Here is a 21,669-nt window from a genome sequence, read left to right on the forward strand (position 1 = left end):
TATCTGCTATCCGTCGGGGATACGCACCTAGAATCTCCTCGTGGTCATCCGGCGCCTCCGCGCCTCGTACACGCCTCCCAGGGACTCAGCCGCTGCCGGGCGATTCCTCGTCCCTGGTGACAGCGATTCTTCCGGGGCTCCCCCTGCGCGACCATGAAGCACCAGTGCAGTGGGAGTGCACTTTCAGCGCCCGGGTTCCTGCACCGATAGCGGCGAGGAGGGAACGGCTTCGTGGACGTGATCGAACGGTGGACCGGCCAATACGCCTGCCTGCTGCAGTCCGCCCTACGTCTCAGCAACGAGCAGTTCGCCGCGAGATTGGGCATCGGCGTGCGGACCGTGGCCGCTTGGCACGCCGACGAGAACGTCGTGCCCCGCGGGGAGATGCAGCAGCTCCTCGACACCGCTCATGAGCAGGCTTCCGACGCGGCACGGCAACGCTTCGCGCTCCTGTTGGCGAAGGGCCGGACATCGGTGGAATCGACGCCCGCCGGCGCGCAGGCACTCCGCGTGGCCATCGCCGTGGTCATCCGTGACAGTGACGTCCTGCTGGTGTGCCGAAGAGATGACGACGCGGCCGGGATCACGTGGCAGTTCCCGGCCGGGGTCATCAAGCCCGGTGCCCGGGCCGAGACCATCACCGTGAGGGAAACGCTGGACGAGACAGGCGTCCACTGCGCTGTCCGTCGGCATCTCGGCAACCGAGTGCACCCCGTGACCGGCGTGCTGTGCGAATACTTCCTCTGCGAGTACCTAGCGGGCGAGGCCACCAACAGCGACGCAGCCGAGAACATCGACGTCATGTGGGTCCCCAGAAACTCGGTGACCCGCTTCATCCCCGTCGATACGATCTTCCCGTCCATCCTGGCCGTCCTGGAGGAGCAGACGTGACGCAGCAGAACACGGACGAGCGGCCGGGCATCGCCGCTGCCATCGTGGTGCACGAGGGACGCGTGCTCATGGTGCGCCGCCGGGTCAGCGAGGGACAGCTCTCCTGGCAGTTCCCGGCCGGAGAGGTCGAGCCCGGCGAGTCCCGCGAGGACGCCGCTGTGCGGGAGACCCAGGAGGAGACCGGCCTGGACGTGGCCGCCGTGAAACTGCTCGGCGAGCGGGTCCACCCGAAGACGGGCCGGCTGATGTCGTACACCGCTTGCGAGGTGGTGGGCGGCACCGCCCACGTCGCGGACACCGAGGAACTGGCCGAGCTCGCTTGGGTCGCCCATGGCGAGATCCCGCAGTACGTGCCGTACGGGCTGTTCGAGCCGGTGCAGGAATACCTCGATGCGGCTCTGCTTTCCTGAACGACCTCGGGCCGCACTCAGGAGAGCGTGGCGTCACCCTGTCGTGGAGTGGGTCACAGGCGAGCAGTCCCTGAGGGGATCTTCTCCAAGAGGGTCCAGCTCCACGAACGCCCGTCGATCACCAGGGTGGTCTCGTCTGCGACTCGCCATCCGCTCATCCATCCGCCACCGCCGTGGTTGCGTGCTCGGCATGAGCAGGTGCATACGTAGCCCATCGCATTCATACAGCTTGGGTTGCACTTCTCGGAACGGTTGAACTCCCGGCCGAGCAAGATGCGACCGTGCCGCTGCACAAGAGCGCCAGTGAGTTCGATGAAGTGGTCCGTGGCCACAGCCCAGGAGCCGTTGTTCCGTTCCCACTCCGGCCTGGCTCGGCCGTGTACGTAGGTGTGCACGAACTGCTCGTGCTTCTGCCAGCCGTGCTTGGGGATCCAGTAACCGGTGCGCCCCTTGGCCGGGAGGGTGACGATGGGGGCATCGGCATCGCCCCACAGCGGAATCCACGATGGTCTCGGCACAGGCACTTCCTGGATCGTGCTGCGGGGACGCCGTGGCGTGGGAGGCGAGTTGTCAGAGCGACCGATCTTGTAGAGCGGCATCTGGGGCGCTCCAGGCTGATAGCGCTGCTTCGCGGACTCCGGGCACTGCCCGACCCGCCGATCAGCGCGGGGATGGGCGAGCACCTTTCCCGTGCGTCGGTCTATCCGTATGGCACCACCGCAGAGCTGGCATCTTCCCTTCTCCGTGTAGGAAGTAGGCAACGCGTTCCCTTCAGGCGAAGAGAGTTCGAAATCTCGGACGGGTTCGGACTCTTCGGAATCAGCAGGCCCAGCGTAGGCACGACTACCGCCGATGGATGTCGAGTTGGAGATATCGATCTGCATACCTGGCCATCGCCCCGGGTGCCATCGGCCGCATCAGGAAATCCCGCTGGTCGTGGCCGACAACGCGGCGGATGACTCGGCCTCCCTCTATCGGCGGAGGTGAGGTTGATGTGCGCCGGAGGCACTGGCCTTCACGGGGCCCTGGGAAGGGTGAGGGTTCTGAGCGGCGGCTTGAGCAAACACAGTCGTACGGCGTCGGGCGGCTGCGGCGCGGGAGTTGGGGGTGGGGTTGCGGCTGGTGTGCTGGATGCGGGTGATCAGGACGCGGGCGGGTTTGCGGGCGGTGGTCAGTTCGCGTTGGGCGGCGGCTTCCTTGAGGAGTTGGTGAGGTTGGTGGCCGCGGGCCTCGGCGTCGGCCAGGACGGTGGTGAGAGCCGGCCAGGTGGGGTCGGTGAGGATGCGGTTGGCATGGTCGGGGACGGCGGTATGGACGTCGTGAGCAAGGGTCTGACGCATCTGCTCCTTCGGTTGACGGGCGGCGAGGCTGTCGAGGACGGGCGCGAGGGCGTGGTCGGCGGCGGTCTGAAGGTGGTGGAGGGTCTGGCGGGCGGCGTCGGCCTGGTGGGCGTGATGCTTCGCTTCGTGCCAGCGGGTGGCGATGACCGTGGCCCAGACGAGGGCGGTGAGCAGGGCGGCGAGAGCGCTGCCGTCGGGGCCGGTGGCGGTGTGGGCGATGTCGCGGGCGGCGGCTCGCAGGGCGTGGGCTGCCTGGTTCTCGGCGCGGATCTGGGAGCGCTGAGCACGGGCAAACACCCTTGATGCCGACCGCAGTTCAGCCTGAAGGTGGGTGGAGGCCTTCTGGGCGGTGGCTTCGATCAACTCGCCCAGCGCGGCGATGTGGGCCTGAGCGTGGGTGTCGTCGGCGAGGCCGGTGTGGAGGGTGTCGAGGGCGTCGGTGGCCCGGTGCCACGGTGTGGCGGGGCGGTCGCGGCGGGCGGTGGGGTGCTCCTCCGGCTGGTCGGCTTCGAGGCGGGCCTTCAGCTTGGGCAGGGTGAGATCGGGGGCGATCTTTCCGCCGGGGTGGAAGATCTGTTCGCCGTCCTTGTCGAGGTCGCCGGGGCGGCCGGCGGAGTAGCCGAGGAGGTCTCCGGACGGTCCGCGTCGGGGCTTGACCGCAATGCCGTCGGCTTCGAGGTAGGCGAGGAGTTCCTCGGCGCTGCTCGTGTGGGGGATGGCGGCGCGGATGCGGTCCTGGAGCCATTCCCGGCTGGTCTGTTCCCAGCCGAGACGTTCGGCCTTGTGCATCTCGGCCTGGGTGGGGCGGCGTCCAGCGGTGCGGTCGCCCTTCCTCAGACGGCGCAGCCCGTAGTCCTTCTCGATTTCGCGGCATGCGTCACCGACGCGGTGACCGCTGTCGTGCAGTTTGGGGCGGCGGCCATCTTCGCGGACGGTCGTGGCGAGGATGTGGATGTGGTCGTCAGCGTGGCGTACGGCGATCCACCGGCAGGCCAGGTCGTCACCAGCGGGGGCGATACCGGCTGCCTCGACGATGCGCTGAGCGATCTCGGCCCACTCGGTGTCGGAGAGGTGGCGGTCGGTGGGGGCGGCGCGGACGGGGCAGTGCCAGACGTGGTCGGTGACTTTCTTGCCGAATTCGCTGTTCCGGAGCTGAACGGGCGCGTCGAGGTGGCGGGCTAGCTGGGTGAGGGTGGCGTTCTCGTCGCGGCCGGGATCGGGCATGCCCAGCATGGCGAACCCCGCCACAACGTGCGGATCGAGGTGCTCGTCGTGGCGGCCGGGTCCGTAGAGGTAGGCGAGCAGGCCGCGCGTGTTGGATCCGGCCGGTTTGATGGCGGCGATCATGCAGACAGATCCTTCGGCGGATCGGTGGGCTCGCGCAGAGCCTCAGCGATCAGTTTCAGCAGGTGCTGAAGCTCGGCAAGGTTCCGGCGGATGTCCGGTGGTGTGAGGTCGCTGTTGAGAGCACGGGCGACCTGGTTGATGTTGACGCCGATGCGGTTGAGGTGGCGCAGCACCTGCGAGCGGAACTCGTGGAGGCGGCGGCGGTCCTCGGACAGAGGGAGATTCGCAGTGAACCGCCCGTCCACGAAGGCCAGGACGACATCGGCGGCGAAGCCGGACTCGCCCTTGTAACCGTGTTCGGCTGCTACCTCCTGGAGACGGGCTCGTTCGTCGCCGAGGAAGCGCAGGGGGCCGACACGCTCCATACGCTTGTCGCCGGTGAAGCGCCGGATCGTGGGCTGAGCACGCGGGAGGCCGTCTGCGGGCGGGAGGCGGAGGACGGCTTGCTGCACGGCGTGGAGTTCGTCCGGCTCGGGGCTGCCCTCGGCCCCGAGTCCTCGGTCCGGCGCCCCCTGGCGCTGGGCCGTCTCCGCCACCCCCGGGGCGGAGACCCCCAGGGACCGGCCTTGAGTCGGACTCGGGGTACTACTGGCTCCGCCAGGGGCCGTCCGTTCGAACGCCTGTCGCAAACGCCCCAGCAGCGTAGGCGACTTCGTCAGCGGCAACGGCTCTTCCGGAACGTACTCGGACTGGGGGTGCGGATTGTTCGTCACGGGTGGTGCCTCCGGAGCAGGGGAGGGAAGGGCTGGTTGAGTGGGGGGCGACCAGTCCGTCCACAGGTGTGGGTAAGCGATCAGGTGATGAGGTTCGGGATCCGCTTGGCCGGTGGGCGGAGCGGCAGTGCCCACCGGCCAGGCGGTCAGCCGTTGTCGGGTCAGGTGCCCGTGTTGAGTTCGTCCCGGAGGATGGCCATCACCTCGGTCAGCCGCTTGCTGCTGACCGAATGTCCTTCGGCTCGTACGGCTCGCTCGACGATGTCCCGTTTCAAGGTGTTCTTCTCCGCGGCGGCGATGCGCCCGATCTCCACGAGTTCCTCGACCGTTGCGCTGGCCGGACGACCGCCGCGTGGCTTGCCCGCCGGCTGTGGCTGGGGTTCCGGCCGCTGCGCGGAAGTAGGCGTCGGCCACTCAGCCGTTTCGCCGGCCCGAGCGGAAGGATTGACCGGTGGTTCGGGCGCTTGGGCGGGTGCGGGGTGCGGTTGGTCGACGAGCTGGTGGACCTGCCGCATCAGAACACCGAAGGCGAGCAGTGCGGCGGCTGGCGGTACGGCGGCGACCACGTAGTCGAGCAGGGGCACAGGTCCGGCGTCGGCCGTACCGCTGACTCCGGCCACGTTGAGGGCGATGGAGCCGACCGAGCCGGTGGCCGTGAGGGCGATGGCCCAGCCGTCGGTGACGCGGCGCAGTCCCGCGCGGAGCATGAGGAGTTCACCAGCGACGATGAAAGCGTTCAGGGTCGCCGGCCAGGCCCACTGGCGGGCGGGAGAACCACCCAGCCCGTGCTGTCCGGCGACCTCGGCAAGGTGTGCGTACGACAGCCAGAACCCGCCGGCGGTGAGGAGCACAATGACGACTCCGGCGGCGGCGAGCGCGTACCGTTCGGTGGCCTGCTTGGTCGTCGCTGGCTGCCCTTGGTCGGGCCGGTGGCGCTGGGTGAGGGTCGTGGGGTGGGTCAAGCGGGATACTCCTGGGGTGGTGGCGGATGATCCGTCTTGGCCGTCTTGGCCGTCTTGGCCGTTGCAAGCGCAGGCCAGGGCAGGTACGGCAGCCGCGTCGACCTTCCGTCCCGGAGGCGTGCCGGAGCCGTACTCCGGTCCTGCTGCCGGGAAGCCGCGGCTCATCTCAGGAGAGGCGGCTCTCTGCGTGCTGCCTGTCGGCCGGGACGGCGCTGTCGCAGCGTGCCGTCCCGGCCAGCGGTGCCACGACCTGCGGCGATACGGCGGGGACGCCCGGGACGGCACAAGACGGATCTGGGCAGCGTCCTGGCGGAGGCAGCGCGGTGATGATGATCGCGTTGCCGTCTTGCCCCCGGCTGCCGTCCCGCTCTCATGCCGTTTGACCTGCGATGTCACGGCAGGGACGGCAGGGACGGTCACCGGGGGACGCGGGGCTCAGGCCATCGTGGTGCTGGTTGGTGCGGTGTCCACTGAGTGGACGGTGGGGCAGTAGCGCCGCCATGGGTCGAGGAACTTGTTGCGCGTGTAGCCCTTGCGCTGGGTTCCGTCGGCGAGGCGGACGTTGCCGGGTTTGACGCCGAACTCGCGCAGCATGGCTGCCAGGTCGCGGGCGGTCAGCCCGCCTCGTCCCCACTCCGCCCAGGGACTCTCGGCGTCCTGGCGGAGCTGGTGGAGCAGCTCGTCCGTGGGCAGGCTGTCGGGTTCGCGCTGGGCGGCGAACACCCTGCGGATGTCGGCCAGGGTGCGGGCTCCGCCCGGCTGGTCCTCCTCCGCTTCGACCTCGGTGGCGACCATCCGTGCGCACGCCGCGCGGGCCCGGCGGGGCCAGGGTCCGGCGGCGAGGTCGGCGACGATCACCAGGGGCTCCCAGGTGTCGGCGGCGCGGTCCTCCACCGGCATCACCGGTTCCAGGTCTGCGGCCTCGTCCAGCAGCGGCCGGGCCCAGGCGGCGATACGGTCACGCAGGTCGTGCAGGACCGGGATGTCGCGGCGGGAGCGGAAGGGCTTGACGCTCTCGCCCTCGGCGCGGCGGCGCATGCGGACCACCACGGAGCGATCCATGATCGTATCGGGCAGGTCACCGATCCCCGCGAGGGCCGCCATCGCGAAGGTGGCGAACTTGTGGGGCGTGTGGTCGTTGCCCACGACCCGGGTGACGTAGCGGTTGCGCTGGTGCCCGGCGTTGAGCAGGCCGCGCATCTCCTCGTTCTTCTCGGCCTGCTTCGGGGTGCCGAAGATGGTGTCGGCCTCGTCCACCAGGAGGGTGGGCGGCTCGTCGGTGATCGAGCGGAAGACCGCGGCCGGGGTGGTGTTGATGGTGAGCATCGGCTCGTGGACCGTCTCGGTCAGCACATCCAGCAGCCGCGACTTGCCGCACCGCTTCGCCGGTCCCACCACCGCCAGGCGCGGGGCGTGCTGCCACGCGGGCTGCAGGTGGGTGGCCGCCACCCACAGCGTCACCGCGTCCAACGCCTCCTGCGAAGGCAGGATCACGAATTGGGCAATCTGCGCCCGCAGTTCGCCCAGCAACTCCGATCCGTGCGTCGGCTCCGGGTCCGGCACCACCTCCTCGGCGGGTCGGCCCGCCGTAGCCGCGTCCGGGGCACCGTCGTCGGCAGATGTGGAGACTTGGCCGGTGTGGTGGCCGGGCCGGCCGGGGAGGGCGACCGGCGGCCACGAAGGCTGGCTGGGGTCGGAACAGGGCTCGGTTCCCGCACGTTCCACGGGGCAGCTCCTCGTCTGGCGGTGGCGGGCTTGCGCGCCCTTGCCGCCGGGTTGGTTCTTCCAGGGCCGTTCGGGGGTGCTGGGGCCTCCGGCGTTGCGCCGCCGGAGGCCCCTTGCCGTCTCGCGGGCGCCAGGCCACCGCGAGGGAACACGGACCGTACGTCCACGCCCGGCAACAGTCCAGCGCTTCTGTGTCAGCTCAACGCAGAATTGCCTGCTACGCTGCCACCCCTTCACGCCGCCAGCCCGAGTAGCTGAAGCAGGTCCGCGGTCACGACCCGGTAAGCGTTGCCCAGCCGCAGGACCTTGCACGGATAGGCGCCCCGCTTGGCCAGCTCGTAGCCCTTGCTGCGCCCGAGTCCGAGCGCGCGGTTGCTTGTATCCAGGTCAACGGACACGGGGAGAGACAGCAGCTCCTCCCGACTCATCCCCTTCGACCGTCCAGTCGTCGCGTCTTCGCGCATGCACTGCGCCCCTTTCGGCACAGCCCTCGGCGAACGTGCCCATCACGTCCGGCTCCAGGCGTCCACCAACCAGAATGGCCAAGCTAATGTGTCTCTGTGACACAAAGCGGCTTCGATGATGAAGAGGACGACGTTCCCGAGTGGGCGGACCGGATCAAGGCCAACGTGGCCGGCGAAGTCCGGCGGAGAAGGAAGGAGATGGGGTGGAGCGCGCAGGACTTGGCGGACCGGTGCGAGCGGCTCGGGCACCCCATCCCGCGCAACGTGATCGCCAACATGGAGTCCGGCCGCCGGGCCAGTCTGCCGCTGGTGGACGTCATGGTCCTGGCAGCTGCCCTGGAGACGTACCCGGTCTGCCTGATCTTCCCGGTCGGATACGTGGACCGGACGCAGGAACTTCCGTTCCAGGACCTCGTCCCCACCTGGGGCGCGCTGCGCCGCTTCACCGGCGAGGAGGAAGTGCCCGGCTACGACGCCGGCCTGGTCCCCGACTTCGAGCACCACGCCAGCCTCGTACAAACCGCCCTCGCCGCACTCGACGAAGAAGAACGGGCACGGTTCGCAGCCAAGACCGCCACCAGCCGCGCCCAGCAGGAAGAAGCCGAGCGCAAGCGGACCCAGTACGCCGACCAGGCCATCTCCTCCAAGTACAGCCTTCGTCACCTCCGCCGCCGACTCCGCGAGGACGGCGCTACCCCACCCGATCTGCCACCCGCGCTGGGCGACATCGACCCGCCCGAAACAGACGCCGACACCACCTCGGAGGAACGCCTTTGAAGGGCTCCACCTACCGCCGCTGCTCGTGCCGCGACCCGAAGACCGGCAAGGAACTCGGCTCTTCCTGCCCCAGGCGCAACAGCAGGAACCACTGCACGTACTCCATACGCCAGGAGCTGCCGCCCCGCGAGGACGGGGGCCGGCGCTCCTTCGCACGGGGCGGTTACAGCAGCCTCAGGGCGGCCCAGGCCGATCTCGACCACGTACGCGCCCTCCTCGGCCTCGCCGAGGCAGACGACCCCGAGGGCGTCCAGCTGATCACCGAGATGCTGTCCGAGATCAGCCGCGACAAGCTGCCGCTCCCCGACGTAGAGGAGACGAGGCGGCGCCTCAAGGCCGGCCAGGACCTCGTCGGCAGCCTCACCGTGGGTGAATGGCTGGACCGGTGGCTCGCCGGCAAGCGCATCCGGAAGTCAGGCATCAGCCGCTACGAGACCGATGTCCGCGTCCACCTCAAGCCGCATATCGGGGACCGGCGCCTCGACCGGCTGCGCGTCAGCCACCTCAGCGAGATGTTCACCGCCATCACCGACGCCAACGCCGAGATCCTGGAGCAGAACGCCCAGCGGCGCGCAGCAGTCGAAGAGTTGGCGACTGTGCCGTGGAAGGGCGCGGAGAACCGGGCCCGCCGCAAGGCCATGAAGGCGGCGATCGACGCCATGCCGCCCTTCCGCCGCGTCACCGGACCCGCGACGCGCCAGCACATCAAGGCCACGCTCCGTGCCGCCCTGAACGACGCGATCGGCCGGCAGATCATCACGTTCAACCCGGCGGCCCACGTCGAGATCGATCCCGTCCGCAAGCCGAAGGCCCTGGTGTGGACGGACGAGCGGGTCGCCCGGTGGCAGGAGACCGGCGAGAAGCCCTCCCCCGTCATGGTCTGGACGCCGGAGCAGACGGGTGCGTTCCTCGACTTCGTGGCCGAGGACCGGCTGTACGCCATGTGGCACCTGATCGCCTTCCGCGGCCTGCGCCGCGGTGAGGCGTGCGGCCAGCCCTGGTCGGAGACCAATCTCGACCGCCACTCCCTCACGGTCGCCGGTCAGCTCGTGCAGGACGGGTGGGGCGTGGAGGCGTCGGAGCCGAAGACCGACAGCGGCTTCCGCGTCGTGGCCCTGGATGACGACACCGTCGGCGTGCTGGAGCGGCACCGCAGGCAGCAGGAGGCGGACCGCGCGGAGTGGGGCTCCGCCTGGGTCGAGACCGGCCTCGTCTTCACCCAGGAGGACGGCTCCTGGCTGCATCCCGGCAAGGTCACCGACCTCTTCGAGCGGCTTGTCGCGGCTTCCGGCCTCCCGCCGATCCGGCTGCACGACCTCCGGCACGGTGCGGCCACGCTCATGCTCGCCGCCGACATCGACATAAAGATCGTTTCGGACACCCTCGGGCACAGCGACACCCGGATCACGCGGGACATCTACCAGAGCGTCCTCCCCCACGTCGGCAAGAACGCCGCCGAGGCCACCGCCAGACTCGTCCCCCTCCGGCGCAAGGCGGAAGCGGAAGAGGCCTCGCGCAAGGCGGAGAAAGCCCGGAAGAAGGCGGAGCGAGCCAGGAAGGCCCAGGCCGAGAGCGAGAAGAAGAGCCCGAGGGCCAAGCGGAAGAAGCCCAAAAAGTAGGGCCCGCCTGTCCCCCCGCTCACGGATCGCTCACGCGAGCCATCCCACGGCGCTCCGGCCGTGCCCCGCAATGCCCCGAACAGCAGAAAACCCCAGGTCAGAAACTATCTGACCTGGGGTTCTTCGGAGCCGCCTAAGGGAATCGAACCCTTGACCTACGCATTACGAGTGCGTCGCTCTGGCCGACTGAGCTAAGGCGGCGATGCGTGCGGCGAACCGCAGCGCGCCCAAGTCTACACAGTGCCCGGGGGTGCCCCGCACCGGATCCGGTGCGGGGCACGGATCAGGAGCACTTCTTGCCGTCGGCGGGGACCTTCCCCCGCAGCAGGTAGGCGTTGATCGCCGAGTCGACGCAGTCGCTGCCGCGCACGTACGCCGTGTGGCCGTCGCCCTCGTACGTCAGCAGGGTCGCCGAGGAGAGCTGATCGGCCAGGCCCTGGGACCACTTGTACGGGGTCGCCGGGTCGCGGGTGGTGCCGACGACCAGGATGGGGGCGGCGCCCTCCGCCTCGATGCGGCGGGGCTCACCGGTGGGCGGGTGCTGCCAGTACGTGCAGTTCAGGGCCGCCCAGGCGAAGTTGCGCCCGAAGACCCCGGACGCCCTGCGGAAGTCCGGGACGGCCTTCTCCGCCTCGGCCGGGCTCTTGAAGGGGGCGGGCAGGTCCAGGCAGTTGACGGCGGTGTTGGCGTACATGATGTTGCCGTAGCCGCCGTCGGCGCCGCGCTCGTAGTAGTCGTCGGCCAGCGACAGCAGCTCCGCGCCGTCGCCCTTCTGCGCGGCGGTGAGCGCCGAGCGCAGCTTCGGCCAGTAGTACTCGGTGTACATGGCGTTCAGCACGCCGATCGTGGCCAGCGACTCGGTCAGTCTCCGCGACTCGCCCGTGGCGACCGGCCTGGCGTCCGCCTTCTCGAAGAAGGCGTTCAGGCGCTCGCCCGCCTCCTTGGTGCTCCCGTTGCCCAGGGGACAGTCGTCGAGCTTGACGCAGTCCTCGGCGAAGGCGGTGAAGGCCGTGTCGAATCCCGCGGTCTGGTCGAGGTTGAGCTGCTCGGAGGTGAGCGAGGGGTCCATGCCGCCGTCCAGGACGAGCCGGCCGACGCGGGACGGGAAGAGTCCGGCGTAGGTGGCTCCGAGGTGGGTGCCGTAGGAGGCGCCGACGTAGGTCAGCTTGTCGTCGCCGAGCACCTGGCGCAGGACGTCCATGTCGCGGGCGGCCTCGACGGTCGAGACATGGCCGAGCAAGTCCCCCTCCCGCTTCTCGCAGCCCTCGGCGAACTTCTCGAAGGCCGCTGCCAGCTTGTCGACCTCGCCCTTGTCGTCAGGGGTGGCGTCGGTGCGGACGTAGTCGTCCATCTCCTTGTCGGTCAGGCACTCGATGGGCTCGCTGCGGGCCACGCCGCGCGGGTCCATGCCGACGATGTCGTACCGGGCGCGCACCGGGGCCGGGTAGCCGACGCCCGCCGCGAGCTGGACGTAGTCGACGGCGGAACCGCCCGGGCCGCCCGGATTGACGTGCAGGGTGCCCAGCCTCCTGCCGGGGCCGGACGCCTTCTTGCGGGTGACGGCGAGTTCCAGGTCCTCGGACTTCTTCGGTGCGGCGTAGTCCAGCGGCACCTTCAGCTCGGCGCACTGGAAGCCGGAGACGCCGCACTCCTTCCAGCTCAGCTTCTGCTCGTAGTACGGCTTGAGGTTCGCCGGGACAGCCTCGGGCAGCGGTTCGAGCGGCTTGGCCGGGCTCACCGCACGGTCGTCCGAGGGGCGTGACGACGAATGGGAGGGCTCGGAGCCGCGCTCGGGCTCCGGATCGTCCGAACCGGAGCAGCCCGACAGCAACAGCGCGGCCGTCGCGAACGCGACGCCACCGGTACGGAGCAGACGCCTGGTGTACATGACCTTGGAGCGTATACGGGCCGGAGCCGCCAGGGGGTGAGCCGCCGCCGGAGTCCGCGGCGGTGGAGGAGGAGGTCAGCCCGCGCGGAGCGCCACCGCCATCGCCTCAACGGCCAGCAGGGGGGCCACATTGCGCTCGATGGCGCGGCGGCACTCCAGTACCGCCTCCATGCGGCGCAGTGTCTGCTCCGGACGGGTGGAGGAGGCGATCCGCTCCACCGCGTCGCGGACGTCCTCGCCCGCGATCGCCACCCGCGAGCCGAGCTGGCGGACCAGTACATCGCGGTAGAAGGAGGTGAGGTCGAGCAGGGCGAGGTCGAGGGAGTCGCGCTGGGCGCGGGTGGCACGGCTCTTCTGCCGCTTCTCCAGATCCTTCATCACTCCCGCCGTACCGCGCGGCAGCCGGCCGCCCTCGGAGGCGCCGAGGGCCGCGCGCATCTCCTCGGTCTCCCTGGCGTCCACCTCCTCGACGGCCTCCTTGGCGTCCTCGCCGGCCGCGTCGACCAGTTGCTGGGCGGCCCGGAGCGCGTCGCCGATGTCCTCCATCCGGGTGGGCAGGGCGAGGACGGCGGCACGACGCGTGCGGGCCCGCGCGTCGGTGGCCAGGCGTCGGGCCCTCTCGATGTGGCCCTGGGTGGCGCGGGCGGCGGCCACCGCCGTCCGTGGCTCGATGCCGTCGCGCCGGACCAGCATGTCGGCGACCGCGTCCACGGGCGGCGTACGCAGCACCAGATGGCGGCAGCGGGAGCGGATGGTGGGCAGGACGTCGTCGGCCGAGGGCGCACACAGCAGCCACACCGTGCGGGGGGCGGGCTCCTCGACGGCCTTGAGGAGGGCGTTGGCGGCCTGTTCGGTGAGCCGGTCGGCGGTCTCGTGGACGACCACCTGCCAGCGGCCTCCGGACGGGGAGAGCTGGGCGCGGCGCACCAGGTCGCGGGTGTCGTCGACGCCGGTGCTGAGCCCGGACGCGCGGACCATCTCGACGTCGGCGTGCGTGCCGATCAGCGCCGTGTGGCAGCCGTCGCAGAAGCCGCAGCCGGGTGAGCCGCCCAGGGCGCGGTCGGGGCTGACGCACTGCAGGGCGGCGGCGAAGGCGCGGGCGACGGTCGCCAGGCCGGAGCCGGGCGGGCCGGTGAACAGCCAGGCGTGGGTCATCGCCGAGCCGGAGAGCCCGGACGATCCCGACGGCCCCGCCGCCCCCGGTGGCGCTGCCCGGTCGCCCTCCTCTCCGGAGGCGACGGCCGTGACGTACGCGTCGGCGTCGCGCGCCGCCGCTGTGAGCTGGTCCACGACCCTGTCCTGCCCGACCAGGTCGTCCCATACGGCCATGTCCCGTCGCCCTCCCTCCGCGTGCCGCCCGGTCGGTGCGGCGCCGTCCGCTGCTCGGCGCCGCTTGCGTACCGTTCGGCGCCGAACGGCGTCTTTGCCATTGTTCCGCACGGCTGTGACAGCCGCGGACGGCCGGCTCGCGCCGGGGTACGGCCCGCGGGGCGTCAGCCCCGGCGGCCGCGTCGCCGGCCGTCCTCCTCGTCCTCCTCGTCCTCGGTGAACTCCTGCTGGGGTCCGAGGAGTTCGTCGGCGAGGGTGGGCAGGTCGTCCATCGGCGTCTCCTCCGCCCACTCGGGACGGCGACGGGTACGGCCCGCCTCGTCGACCTGCGGCAGCTCCCGGGTGCGCTCCTCCCCGGCGGGCGGGGCGGCCTGGGGCTCGGCGCCGGGCTCGTCCTTGCTCAGCGACCACGACGGCGCCTGCCGCCCGGGCCCCACCCGCGGCAGCGGGGTGGTCCCGTCCCCGGGGGCCGGGGCCGCCCCCGCCGGGGGAGCCGGGGGCGCCTGCTGCGGCAGGACGACCGTCTCCTCCGCGTCCGGCGGGATCCGCGGCAGGACGGTGGTCTCGTCGGCGTCGTCGACGCCGTTTCCGGTGCCGGTGGCGGAACCCGAGCCGGGGCCCTCGTCCTTGCGCAGCGAGTGCCTGCGCACCGCCTCCCGGGACTCCCGCCCCTCCCGCTCCCGGCGGGCGGCTTCCCCCGCCTCGGTGGCCCCGCGGGCCCGCTCGGCGCGGAGCAGGGCCTCCTCGGCCCTGCGCTGCTTCTCCAGCCGACGCTCCTCGGCCTCGGCCCGCAGCCGGGCCTCCTCCTCGGCCAGACGGCGCCTGCGCTCCTCCTCCTCACGGCGGGCACGCTCCTCGGCCTCACGGCGGGCGCGCTCCTCCTCCGCCTGGCGGCGGGCCTCCTCGGCACGCTGCCGGGCCTCCTCGGCCCTGCGCAGCTCCTCGCGGCGCCGGGCTTCCTCCTCCTCGCGCTTCCTGCGCTCCTCCTCCTCGGCGCGCAGCCGCTCCAGACGCTCCTGGCGCTCGCGCTCCAGGCGCTCCTCCTCGGCCTTGCGCGCGGCCTCTTCCTCCGCACGCCTGCGGGCCTCCTCCTCGGCGTTGCGGCGCGCCTCCTCGCGGGCGGCGATCTCGGCCTCGGACAGCGGCAGCACCTGGTCGAGCCGGTGCCGCACCACCGTGGTGACGGCCTCGGGCTCCAGCCCCGCGTCCACCACCAGGTAGCGGGTGGGATCGGCGGCTGCCAGGGCGAGGAAGCCGGAGCGGACCCGCCGGTGGAACTCGGCGGACTCCGACTCCAGCCGGTCGGGCGCCTCGGTGAACCGCTCGCGGGCGGTCTCCGGCGAGATGTCCAGCAGCACGGTCAGGTGGGGCACGAGCCCGCCGGTGGCCCAGCGGGAGATCCGGGCGACCTCCGTCGGCGACAGGTCGCGCCCGGCGCCCTGGTAGGCGACGGAGGAGTCGACGTAGCGGTCGGTGATGACGACCGCGCCGCGTTCCAGGGCCGGGCGTACGACCGAGTCGACGTGCTCGGCCCGGTCGGCGGCGTAGAGCAGGGCCTCGGCGCGGTGCGACAGCCCGGCCGAGGAGACGTCCAGCAGGATCGAGCGCAGCCGCTTGCCGATCGGGGTCGCGCCCGGCTCACGGGTGACGACGACCTCGTGGCCCTTGGAGCGGATCCACTCGGCCAGCGCCTCCACCTGCGTGGACTTGCCCGCGCCGTCGCCACCCTCCAGGGCGATGAAGAAGCCGGTGGGCGAGGGGGCCTGAAGCGGCTCGGCACCGCCGCCGAACGCCTCGCGCAGGTCGCGGCGCAGCGGTACGCCCTGCCGGTCGTCGAGGCGGACCAGGACGAGGGCCGCCACCGGCAGCAGCAGCGCGCCGACCAGCATCAGTGTGAAGGCCGCGCCGCCGTGGGCGAAGACGAAGTCGCCGGTCTCGACCCTGTGCGGGCCGATGAGGGCCGCCAGCACGGGCGCGGCGACGGCCGCGAGCGCGATGCCGACGTGCACGGACGCGTGCAGGTGATCGGTCATCCGGGCGCGGCGGGACTCCTCGGTCTCCTCGTCCAGGAGGGTGTGCCCGGTGTTCGCGGCGACCCCGGCGGACAGGCCCGCGAGCAGGAGCAGCAGCAGCACGGCGGTGGTGTCGGGGGTCAGCCCGGCCGCGAGCAGGGCCAGGCCGGCCAGCGCGACGGACAGGGCGAGCAGCCGCCTGCGGGACAGTGCGGGCAGTACGCGCGGGGCCCGGCGGACACCCGCGGCGGTGCCCCCGGTCAGCGCCAGGACGAACAGCCCGAACAAGACCGGGCCGCCGCCCAGGTCCATGGCGTGCAGCACAGCGAGCGCGGCGGCCGCGGCGACGGCGGCGGCCACGCAGGCACCGGTCAGGACGAGCAGCGGGGCGGCGCCGGTGCGGCCCCTGTCCACGGCCTTGCGGACGGTCTTGCCGTCGGCGCCCTTCTCCGGCCTGCCGGTGCGGGGGCGGCGCAGGCCCTCCAGCGGAGAGCGGGGGCGCGGGGTACCGCCGCCAGGAAGGTGCAGGAAGTACAGCAGGGAGATCGACGCGGCGAACAGTCCGGCGGCGGCGTACGACGCCAGTGCCGCCTGGTGGGTGGTGAACCACTCGATGCCCGCGCCCAGCAGGTTGCCGACCAGGGTGATCGCGACCAGTCCCGCGGCGGCCGCCGGGATGGAGAGGAAGCCCGTGCGCAGCCACAGGCGGCGCAGCGCGCCGTGGTGGTCCGGCAGGGGGCGCACCGCCGCGCCCTCGGGGGGCGGCGCGGGCAGCAGTGTGGGGGCGGCGCTGTCCTTGGCCACGCCCCGGACCCGTTCGGCGACTCCGGTGAGGAAGACGGTGACCAGCAGGAACGCGAACGCCTGGTCGGGGGTCCAGCCGATCCACAGCGGCGCGACGATCATCAGCGCCAGCCGTACGCCGTCCGCCCCGATCATGGTCCAGCGGCGGTCGAGCACGCCGCCGGAGTCCGCGGTGAGGGAGGAGAGCGGGCCCAGCAGTACGGCGCCGAAGAGCAGGGTGGCCAGCAGCCGGACGGCGAGGACGGCGGCGACGGCGAGCGCCACGCCGCGGTAGCCGCCGCCCAGGACGGGGGCGCCTCCCATGGCCGGTACGGCGACGGCCGCCTGGAGGGCCAGCAGCACCAGGACCAGCAGGGTGAGGGCGTCGCCGACCCCGCCGGCGAGCTGTGCGCCCCAAAGCCTGCGCAGGGGGGCATGCCTCAGCAGGGCCCGTACGGCGCGCTCGCGGGAATCCGCGGCCAGGGCGTCGGAGGTGGGGGACACGACCGGTGGCTGCTCTGCACGCGTCATCCCGCCAGCCTATCGGTCGGGGACATGGGGGCGGCGATGCGGCCGGACGAGCGGCCGGGGAAGCTGTTACGGACGGACACGTGCGGAAGGTTCCCGCACGTGCCGCCCGTATGCATACACCCGCGGGCCTACTCCGCGTCGGCCGCCGCCCCTCCCCCGGCGGTCCTCGGCGCCGCCTTCGCCGCCGTCTTCTTCGCCGTGGTCTTCTTGGCGGCCGTCTTCTTGGCCGCGGTCTTCTTGGCCGCGGTCTTCTTGGCGGCCGTCTTCTTGGCCGCGGTCTTCTTGGCCGGCCCCTTGGCGCGCTTCTCCGCCAGCAGCTCGTACCCGCGCTCCGGCGTGATCGTCTCCACGTCGTCGTCGCGGCGCAGTGTGGCGTTGGTCTCGCCGTCGGTGACGTAAGGGCCGAAGCGGCCGTCCTTGACCACCACCGGGCGCTCGCTCGACGGGTCGGTGCCCAGCTCCTTCAGCGGCGGCTTGGCCGCGGCCCGGCCGCGCTGCTTGGGCTGGGCGTAGATCGCCAGAGCCTCGTCCAGGGTGATGGTGAAGATCTGCTCCTCACTCTGGAGCGAGCGGGAGTCGGTCCCCTTCTTCAGGTACGGCCCGTAGCGTCCGTTCTGCGCGGTGATCTCCTGGCCGCTCTCGGGATCGGTGCCGACCACGCGCGGCAGGGAGAGCAGCTTCAGGGCGTCGCCGAGGGTGACGGTGTCCAGGGACATCGACTTCAGCAGTGACGCCGTGCGCGGCTTGACGGCGTTCTTGCCGGTCTTCGGGGTGCCCTCGGGCAGCACCTCGGTGACGTACGGCCCGTAGCGGCCGTCCCTGGCCACGATGGGGCGGCCCGTCTCCGGGTCGGTGCCCAGCTCGAACTCGCCGCTGGGCTTGGCCAGCAGCTCCCGGGCGTACTCCACCGTCAGCTCGTCCGGCGGCAGGTCGGCGGGTACGTCGGCGCGGCGGCCGGTCTCGCCCTCGGCGGCCGGCGGCTCCTCGACGTAGGGGCCGTAGCGGCCCACCCGCAGCACGATGCCCTCCCCGACGGGGAAGGAGGAGACGCCCCGGGCGTCGATCGCGCCGAGATCGGAGACCAGCTCCTTCAGCCCGCCGAGGTGGTCACCGTCGCCGTTCCCGGCCGCCGCGGCGGCGGCGCCCTCGGCGCCCGGCTCGTCGGTGCCGAAGTAGAAGCGGCGCAGCCACGGCACGGCCTCGGCCTCGCCGGCGGCGATGCGGTCGAGGTCGTCCTCCATCTTGGCGGTGAAGTCGTAGTCGACCAGGCGGCCGAAGTGCTTCTCCAGCAGGCCGACGACGGCGAAGGAGAGGAAGGAGGGGACGAGCGCGGTGCCCTTCTTGAAGACGTAGCCGCGGTCGAGGATGGTGCTGATGATCGACGCGTACGTCGAGGGGCGCCCGATCTCGCGCTCCTCCAGCTCCTTGACCAGTGTGGCCTCGGTGTAGCGGGCCGGGGGCTTGGTGGCGTGGCCGTCCGCGGACATCGCGGTGGCGGTCAGCGGGTCGCCCTCCTCGACACGCGGCAGGCGGCGCTCGCGGTCGTCGAGGTCGGCGCCGGGGTCGTCGGCGCCCTCGACGTAGGCCTTGAGGAAGCCGTGGAAGGTGATGACCTTGCCGGAGGCGCTGAATTCGGCGTCCCGTCCGTCCGTACCGCGACCGCCGACCTTGACCGTGACGGACTGGCCGGTGGCGTCCTTCATCTGGGAGGCGACCGTCCGCTTCCAGATCAGCTCGTACAACCTGAACTGGTCGCCGGTCAGGCCCGTCTCGGCGGGGGTGCGGAAGCGGTCGCCGGAGGGGCGGATCGCCTCGTGGGCCTCCTGCGCGTTCTTGACCTTGCTCGCGTAGGTGCGGGGGCGGTCGGGCAGGTAGTCGGCGCCGTAGAGCTGGGTGACCTGGGCACGGGCGGCGGCGACGGCGGTGTCGGACAGGGTGGTGGAGTCCGTCCGCATGTAGGTGATGAAACCGTTCTCGTACAGCTTCTGCGCCACCTGCATGGTCACCTTCGCGCCGAAGCCGAGCTTGCGGCTGGCCTCCTGCTGGAGAGTGGTCGTGCGGAAGGGGGCGTACGGCGAGCGGCGGTACGGCTTGGACTCCACCGAGCGGACGGTGAAGTCGGCGCCCTCCAGGGCGGCGGCCAGCGCGCGGGCGGCGGCCTCGTCCAGGTGCAGGACGCTCCCCTTGTCGCCGGAGCCGCCCTTGAGCCGCCCGTCGGGGCCGAAGTCGCGGCCCTGGGCGACGCGGCGGCCGTCCACGGCGCTCAGCCGGGCGGTGAGGGAGGCCGGGTCGGCGGCGTCGCCGGGGCGGCCGGTGGCGAAGGTGCCGGTCAGGTCCCAGTACTCGGCGGAGCGGAAGGCGACGCGCTCGCGCTCGCGCTCGACGACCAGGCGGGTGGCGACGGACTGCACACGGCCCGCCGACAGGCGCGGCATGACCTTCTTCCACAGCACCGGGGAGACCTCGTAGCCGTAGAGCCGGTCGAGGATGCGGCGGGTCTCCTGGGCGTCGACCAGACGCTGGTTCAGCTCGCGGGTGTTGGAGACGGCGGCCCTGATGGCGTCCTTGGTGATCTCGTTGAAGACCATCCGGCGCACCGGGACCTTGGGCCTGAGCACTTCCTGGAGGTGCCAGGCGATGGCCTCGCCCTCGCGGTCCTCATCGGTGGCCAGGAACAGCTCGTCGGACTCCGCCAGGAGCTGCTTGAGCTTTTTGACCTGGTCCCTCTTGTCGCTGTTGACGACGTACAGCGGCTCGAAGTCGTGGTCGACGTTGACACCGAGCCGGGCCCAGGACTCGCCCTTGTACTTGGCGGGGACCTCGGCGGCACCGTTCGGCAGGTCGCGGATGTGCCCGACGCTGGCCTCGACCACGTAGCCAGGACCGAGGTAGCCCTTGATCGTCTTGGCTTTGGCCGGCGACTCGACGATCACGAGTCGGCGCCCGCCGTCTGCGGTCTTGCTGGTCGGGGACAACTTCTTCTCGCTCTTCTCCGGTCGGTGGTCCCGCTTCGTCGGGTCGGTCTGCTCTCGGCGTGTTTCACGCTTCCGTGCGGCTGCGCTCTCGCTGCGGAGTGTGACGGTACCTCCCGCCCCCGTGTCAAACGGGAAAAGTCCGCAACGCCACTCGAACGGTAACCCGATGAGATAACCATCTCCCCGGGCTCGCCGGATCCGCCGTCCGGGGCCCGGCGCCGTGCCCGCCGGAGTACGGCGGCGGGCAGGTGCCCGGACCTCCGAGCCGTCCGGCGGAGCCTTCACCGCTCGGTTACTCGAACGGTAACCCGACGGCCGCCATTCCTGCGCCCCCGCACCGGCTGGCAAGATGTGGCCGTCTGTCTGTCCCAGCCACACACCGGGGGAACCTCCCATGTCCGACCCCAGCCCGCAGAACCCCTACGGCCAGCCCCAGCAGCCGCAGAACAACCCCTACGCCCAGCAGCCGGGCCAGCCCGCTTACGGCTACCCCCAGCAGCCGGGTCAGCCCGGGTACGGCTACCCGCAGCAGCCCGGCCAGCCGGAGTACGGCTACCCCCAGCAGACCCCGCCGCCCGCGCCGGGCGGCTACACCGGCGACCCGAACGCCCCGTACGGCTACGACCCCTACGGCCGCCCGTACTCCGACAAGTCCAAGGTCGTGGCGGGTGTCCTCTCCCTCTTCCTGGGCGGCTTCGGCGTCGGGCGCTTCTACACCGGCCACACCGGTCTGGCCCTCGGCCAGCTGTTCACCTGCGGTGGCTGCGGCATCTGGTCGCTGATCGACGGGATCATGCTGCTCACCCAGGACAGCCCCACCGACGCGCAGGGCCGCGTGCTGCGGAGCTGAGCGCGATGACCACGGTGACCGGGAGGACGGAAACGGAAGCGGAGGGGGCCGAAGAGGTGGTCGGGAACCGGGAGGCCGGAGTGTTCTCCCGGGCCGTGCGCACTCTCCGCACCCACCCCGCCGCGCCGCCGCTGGGCGCGCTCGCGGCCGGACTGGCCGGGGCGGCCTACCTGTGGGGGACCAACCCGCACCAGGCCGGGCAGTGGCTGCCGCGCTGCCCGTTCAACGTGGTGACCGGGCTGCTGTGCCCGGCGTGCGGCGGCACCCGCATGACGTACGACCTGATGCACGGGGACGTCGTCGCGGCCTTCCACGACAACGCCCTGCTACTGACCCTCGGCGTTCCGGCCGCCGCGTACTTCGGCGGGCGCTGGCTGGTGGAGGGGCTGCGCGGGCGCCGCTACCGGCCGAAGCTGGGGAAGGCCGGCACGACGGTTGTGCTGGGGACGGCCGTGGTGTGGGCGCTGGTGCGGAATCTGGTCGGCTGAGCCCGGCCGGCCGCCTCCGCCCACCGCACGCCGTCCACGGGGAGTCCGGATACTGGACGTTGCGCCGGACGTTTCCGCAGGTGAGTGACGTGCCGTCGGATCACTGTTCGATCACGACCGCGAATCCGCCGCAACCCTCGCCGGGCCTCGGTGGTCTGGGATCCCACCACGTACGCCTGGTACATGACATCAGCGGCCGCGGCGTGTTCCCATCCGAAACACGAGGGAGCCACCCATGGCTTTCCCCGGCACCGCGCCCAACGGTCAGCCGTACTCCGACAAGTCCAAGATCACCGCTGGTCTGCTGCAGATCTTCCTGGGTGGCCTGGGCATCGGCCGCTTCTACACCGGTCACACCGGCATGGCGATCGCCCCGTTGCTGACCTGCGGCGGTCTGGGCTTCTGGTCGCTGATCGACGGAATCCTCTTCCTCACCAGCAACGACCGCACCGACAAGCAGGGCCGTGTCCTGCGCGGCTGACGGCCCACCGGTGACCGGCGCCGTGAGGGCGTACGCACCTCGGCGGCCCGTGCCTCCCGACCGCAGGAGGCACGGGCCGCTCCC

17 protein-coding genes and 1 tRNA gene are annotated in these 21,669 nt (G+C 71.5%); 7 read left to right on the forward strand and 11 right to left on the reverse strand.

Annotated elements, in window-relative coordinates; translation table 11 throughout:
- Positions 1-231 precede the first annotated feature (231 nt).
- The gene (locus ACGRHY_RS11690) at positions 232-891 is read left to right on the forward strand and encodes an NUDIX hydrolase (RefSeq protein ID WP_394635290.1); all 660 of its coding nucleotides are present in this window, start codon (positions 232-234) and stop codon (positions 889-891) included.
- Positions 888-1,301 carry an NUDIX hydrolase gene (locus tag ACGRHY_RS11695; RefSeq protein WP_394635291.1) on the forward strand — a complete coding sequence of 138 codons (414 nt, stop codon included), beginning with the start codon at positions 888-890 and terminating at the stop codon, positions 1,299-1,301. The genes ACGRHY_RS11690 and ACGRHY_RS11695 overlap by 4 nt, the downstream gene beginning before the upstream one ends.
- A 53-nt stretch (positions 1,302-1,354) precedes the next feature.
- Here ACGRHY_RS11695 and ACGRHY_RS11700 read toward each other — a convergent pair whose 3' ends face one another.
- The 6 genes from ACGRHY_RS11700 to ACGRHY_RS11725 all read right to left on the reverse strand — a co-directional run bounded on the left by ACGRHY_RS11700 (position 1,355) and on the right by ACGRHY_RS11725 (position 7,852).
- A complete protein-coding gene (locus ACGRHY_RS11700) occupies positions 1,355-1,900 on the reverse strand; it encodes a hypothetical protein (protein WP_394635292.1) in 546 nt (181 codons plus the stop codon).
- A 372-nt stretch (positions 1,901-2,272) separates the two neighbouring features.
- The gene (locus tag ACGRHY_RS11705) at positions 2,273-3,988 is read right to left on the reverse strand and encodes a relaxase/mobilization nuclease domain-containing protein (protein WP_394635293.1); all 1,716 of its coding nucleotides are present in this window, start codon (positions 3,986-3,988) and stop codon (positions 2,273-2,275) included.
- Entirely contained in the window at positions 3,985-4,524 is a 540-nt protein-coding gene (locus ACGRHY_RS11710) for a MobC family plasmid mobilization relaxosome protein (RefSeq protein WP_394635294.1), read from the reverse strand. The genes ACGRHY_RS11705 and ACGRHY_RS11710 overlap by 4 nt, the downstream gene beginning before the upstream one ends.
- 338 nt (positions 4,525-4,862) lie before the next feature.
- Positions 4,863-5,663 carry a DUF2637 domain-containing protein gene (locus ACGRHY_RS11715; protein ID WP_394635295.1) on the reverse strand — a complete coding sequence of 267 codons (801 nt, stop codon included), beginning with the start codon at positions 5,661-5,663 and terminating at the stop codon, positions 4,863-4,865.
- Positions 5,664-6,098: 435 nt separating this feature from the next.
- The gene (locus tag ACGRHY_RS11720) at positions 6,099-7,388 is read right to left on the reverse strand and encodes a DUF3631 domain-containing protein (RefSeq protein ID WP_394635296.1); all 1,290 of its coding nucleotides are present in this window, start codon (positions 7,386-7,388) and stop codon (positions 6,099-6,101) included.
- 233 nt (positions 7,389-7,621) lie between these two features.
- On the reverse strand, positions 7,622-7,852 hold the full coding sequence (locus ACGRHY_RS11725; protein WP_394635297.1) for a hypothetical protein: 231 nt from the start codon (positions 7,850-7,852) through the stop codon (positions 7,622-7,624).
- Positions 7,853-7,948: 96 nt separating this feature from the next.
- Here ACGRHY_RS11725 and ACGRHY_RS11730 point away from each other — a divergent pair, with 96 nt between their 5' ends.
- Both ACGRHY_RS11730 and ACGRHY_RS11735 read left to right on the forward strand, forming a co-directional pair.
- Complete coding sequence (locus tag ACGRHY_RS11730; protein ID WP_394635298.1) at positions 7,949-8,629, forward strand: helix-turn-helix transcriptional regulator; 681 nt, start codon at positions 7,949-7,951, stop codon at positions 8,627-8,629.
- Positions 8,626-10,248, forward strand: a complete 1,623-nt coding sequence (locus ACGRHY_RS11735) for a tyrosine-type recombinase/integrase (protein ID WP_394635299.1) — start codon at positions 8,626-8,628, stop codon at positions 10,246-10,248. The genes ACGRHY_RS11730 and ACGRHY_RS11735 overlap by 4 nt, the downstream gene beginning before the upstream one ends.
- Positions 10,249-10,375: 127 nt before the next feature.
- On the opposite strand, the gene ACGRHY_RS11740 is transcribed toward ACGRHY_RS11735, so the two are convergent.
- From ACGRHY_RS11740 to topA, 5 genes are all read right to left on the reverse strand, one after another.
- Positions 10,376-10,449: transfer RNA gene (locus ACGRHY_RS11740), tRNA-Thr, on the reverse strand.
- Between the two features lie 82 nt (positions 10,450-10,531).
- Positions 10,532-12,136 (reverse strand): alpha/beta hydrolase, encoded by a 1,605-nt coding sequence (locus ACGRHY_RS11745; RefSeq protein ID WP_394635300.1) that lies wholly within the window; start codon positions 12,134-12,136, stop codon positions 10,532-10,534.
- Between the two features lie 75 nt (positions 12,137-12,211).
- Positions 12,212-13,465, reverse strand: a complete 1,254-nt coding sequence (locus ACGRHY_RS11750) for a DNA polymerase III subunit delta' (RefSeq protein WP_394635301.1) — start codon at positions 13,463-13,465, stop codon at positions 12,212-12,214.
- 164 nt (positions 13,466-13,629) lie between these two features.
- The gene (gene tmk / locus ACGRHY_RS11755) at positions 13,630-16,791 is read right to left on the reverse strand and encodes a dTMP kinase (protein WP_394635302.1); all 3,162 of its coding nucleotides are present in this window, start codon (positions 16,789-16,791) and stop codon (positions 13,630-13,632) included.
- Between the two features lie 128 nt (positions 16,792-16,919).
- Entirely contained in the window at positions 16,920-19,766 is a 2,847-nt protein-coding gene (topA, locus tag ACGRHY_RS11760) for a type I DNA topoisomerase (protein ID WP_394635303.1), read from the reverse strand.
- Positions 19,767-20,160: 394 nt separating this feature from the next.
- Here topA and ACGRHY_RS11765 point away from each other — a divergent pair, with 394 nt between their 5' ends.
- The 3 genes from ACGRHY_RS11765 to ACGRHY_RS11775 all read left to right on the forward strand — a co-directional run bounded on the left by ACGRHY_RS11765 (position 20,161) and on the right by ACGRHY_RS11775 (position 21,585).
- Positions 20,161-20,616 (forward strand): TM2 domain-containing protein, encoded by a 456-nt coding sequence (locus tag ACGRHY_RS11765; RefSeq protein WP_394635304.1) that lies wholly within the window; start codon positions 20,161-20,163, stop codon positions 20,614-20,616.
- 5 nt (positions 20,617-20,621) lie between these two features.
- Positions 20,622-21,104: a DUF2752 domain-containing protein gene (locus ACGRHY_RS11770; protein ID WP_394635305.1), complete on the forward strand. Its 483-nt coding sequence runs from the start codon at positions 20,622-20,624 to the stop codon at positions 21,102-21,104.
- Between the two features lie 235 nt (positions 21,105-21,339).
- Positions 21,340-21,585 (forward strand): TM2 domain-containing protein, encoded by a 246-nt coding sequence (locus ACGRHY_RS11775; protein ID WP_394635306.1) that lies wholly within the window; start codon positions 21,340-21,342, stop codon positions 21,583-21,585.
- Positions 21,586-21,669 lie beyond the last annotated feature (84 nt).

This window comes from Streptomyces shinuiensis, from assembly GCF_043660855.1.
Taxonomy (GTDB): Bacteria; Actinomycetota; Actinomycetes; order Streptomycetales; family Streptomycetaceae; genus Streptomyces.

Coding starts and splice junctions, on each gene's coding strand:
- ACGRHY_RS11700 (WP_394635292.1), bottom strand. CDS start 1,900: ATGCCGCTCTACAAGATCGGTCGCTCTGACAACTCGCCTCCCACGCCA.
- ACGRHY_RS11705 (WP_394635293.1), bottom strand. CDS start 3,988: ATGATCGCCGCCATCAAACCGGCCGGATCCAACACGCGCGGCCTGCTC.
- ACGRHY_RS11725 (WP_394635297.1), bottom strand. CDS start 7,852: ATGCGCGAAGACGCGACGACTGGACGGTCGAAGGGGATGAGTCGGGAG.
- ACGRHY_RS11745 (WP_394635300.1), bottom strand. CDS start 12,136: ATGTACACCAGGCGTCTGCTCCGTACCGGTGGCGTCGCGTTCGCGACG.
- ACGRHY_RS11750 (WP_394635301.1), bottom strand. CDS start 13,465: ATGGCCGTATGGGACGACCTGGTCGGGCAGGACAGGGTCGTGGACCAG.
- tmk (WP_394635302.1), bottom strand. CDS start 16,791: ATGACGCGTGCAGAGCAGCCACCGGTCGTGTCCCCCACCTCCGACGCC.
- ACGRHY_RS11765 (WP_394635304.1), top strand. CDS start 20,161: ATGTCCGACCCCAGCCCGCAGAACCCCTACGGCCAGCCCCAGCAGCCG.
- ACGRHY_RS11770 (WP_394635305.1), top strand. CDS start 20,622: ATGACCACGGTGACCGGGAGGACGGAAACGGAAGCGGAGGGGGCCGAA.
- ACGRHY_RS11775 (WP_394635306.1), top strand. CDS start 21,340: ATGGCTTTCCCCGGCACCGCGCCCAACGGTCAGCCGTACTCCGACAAG.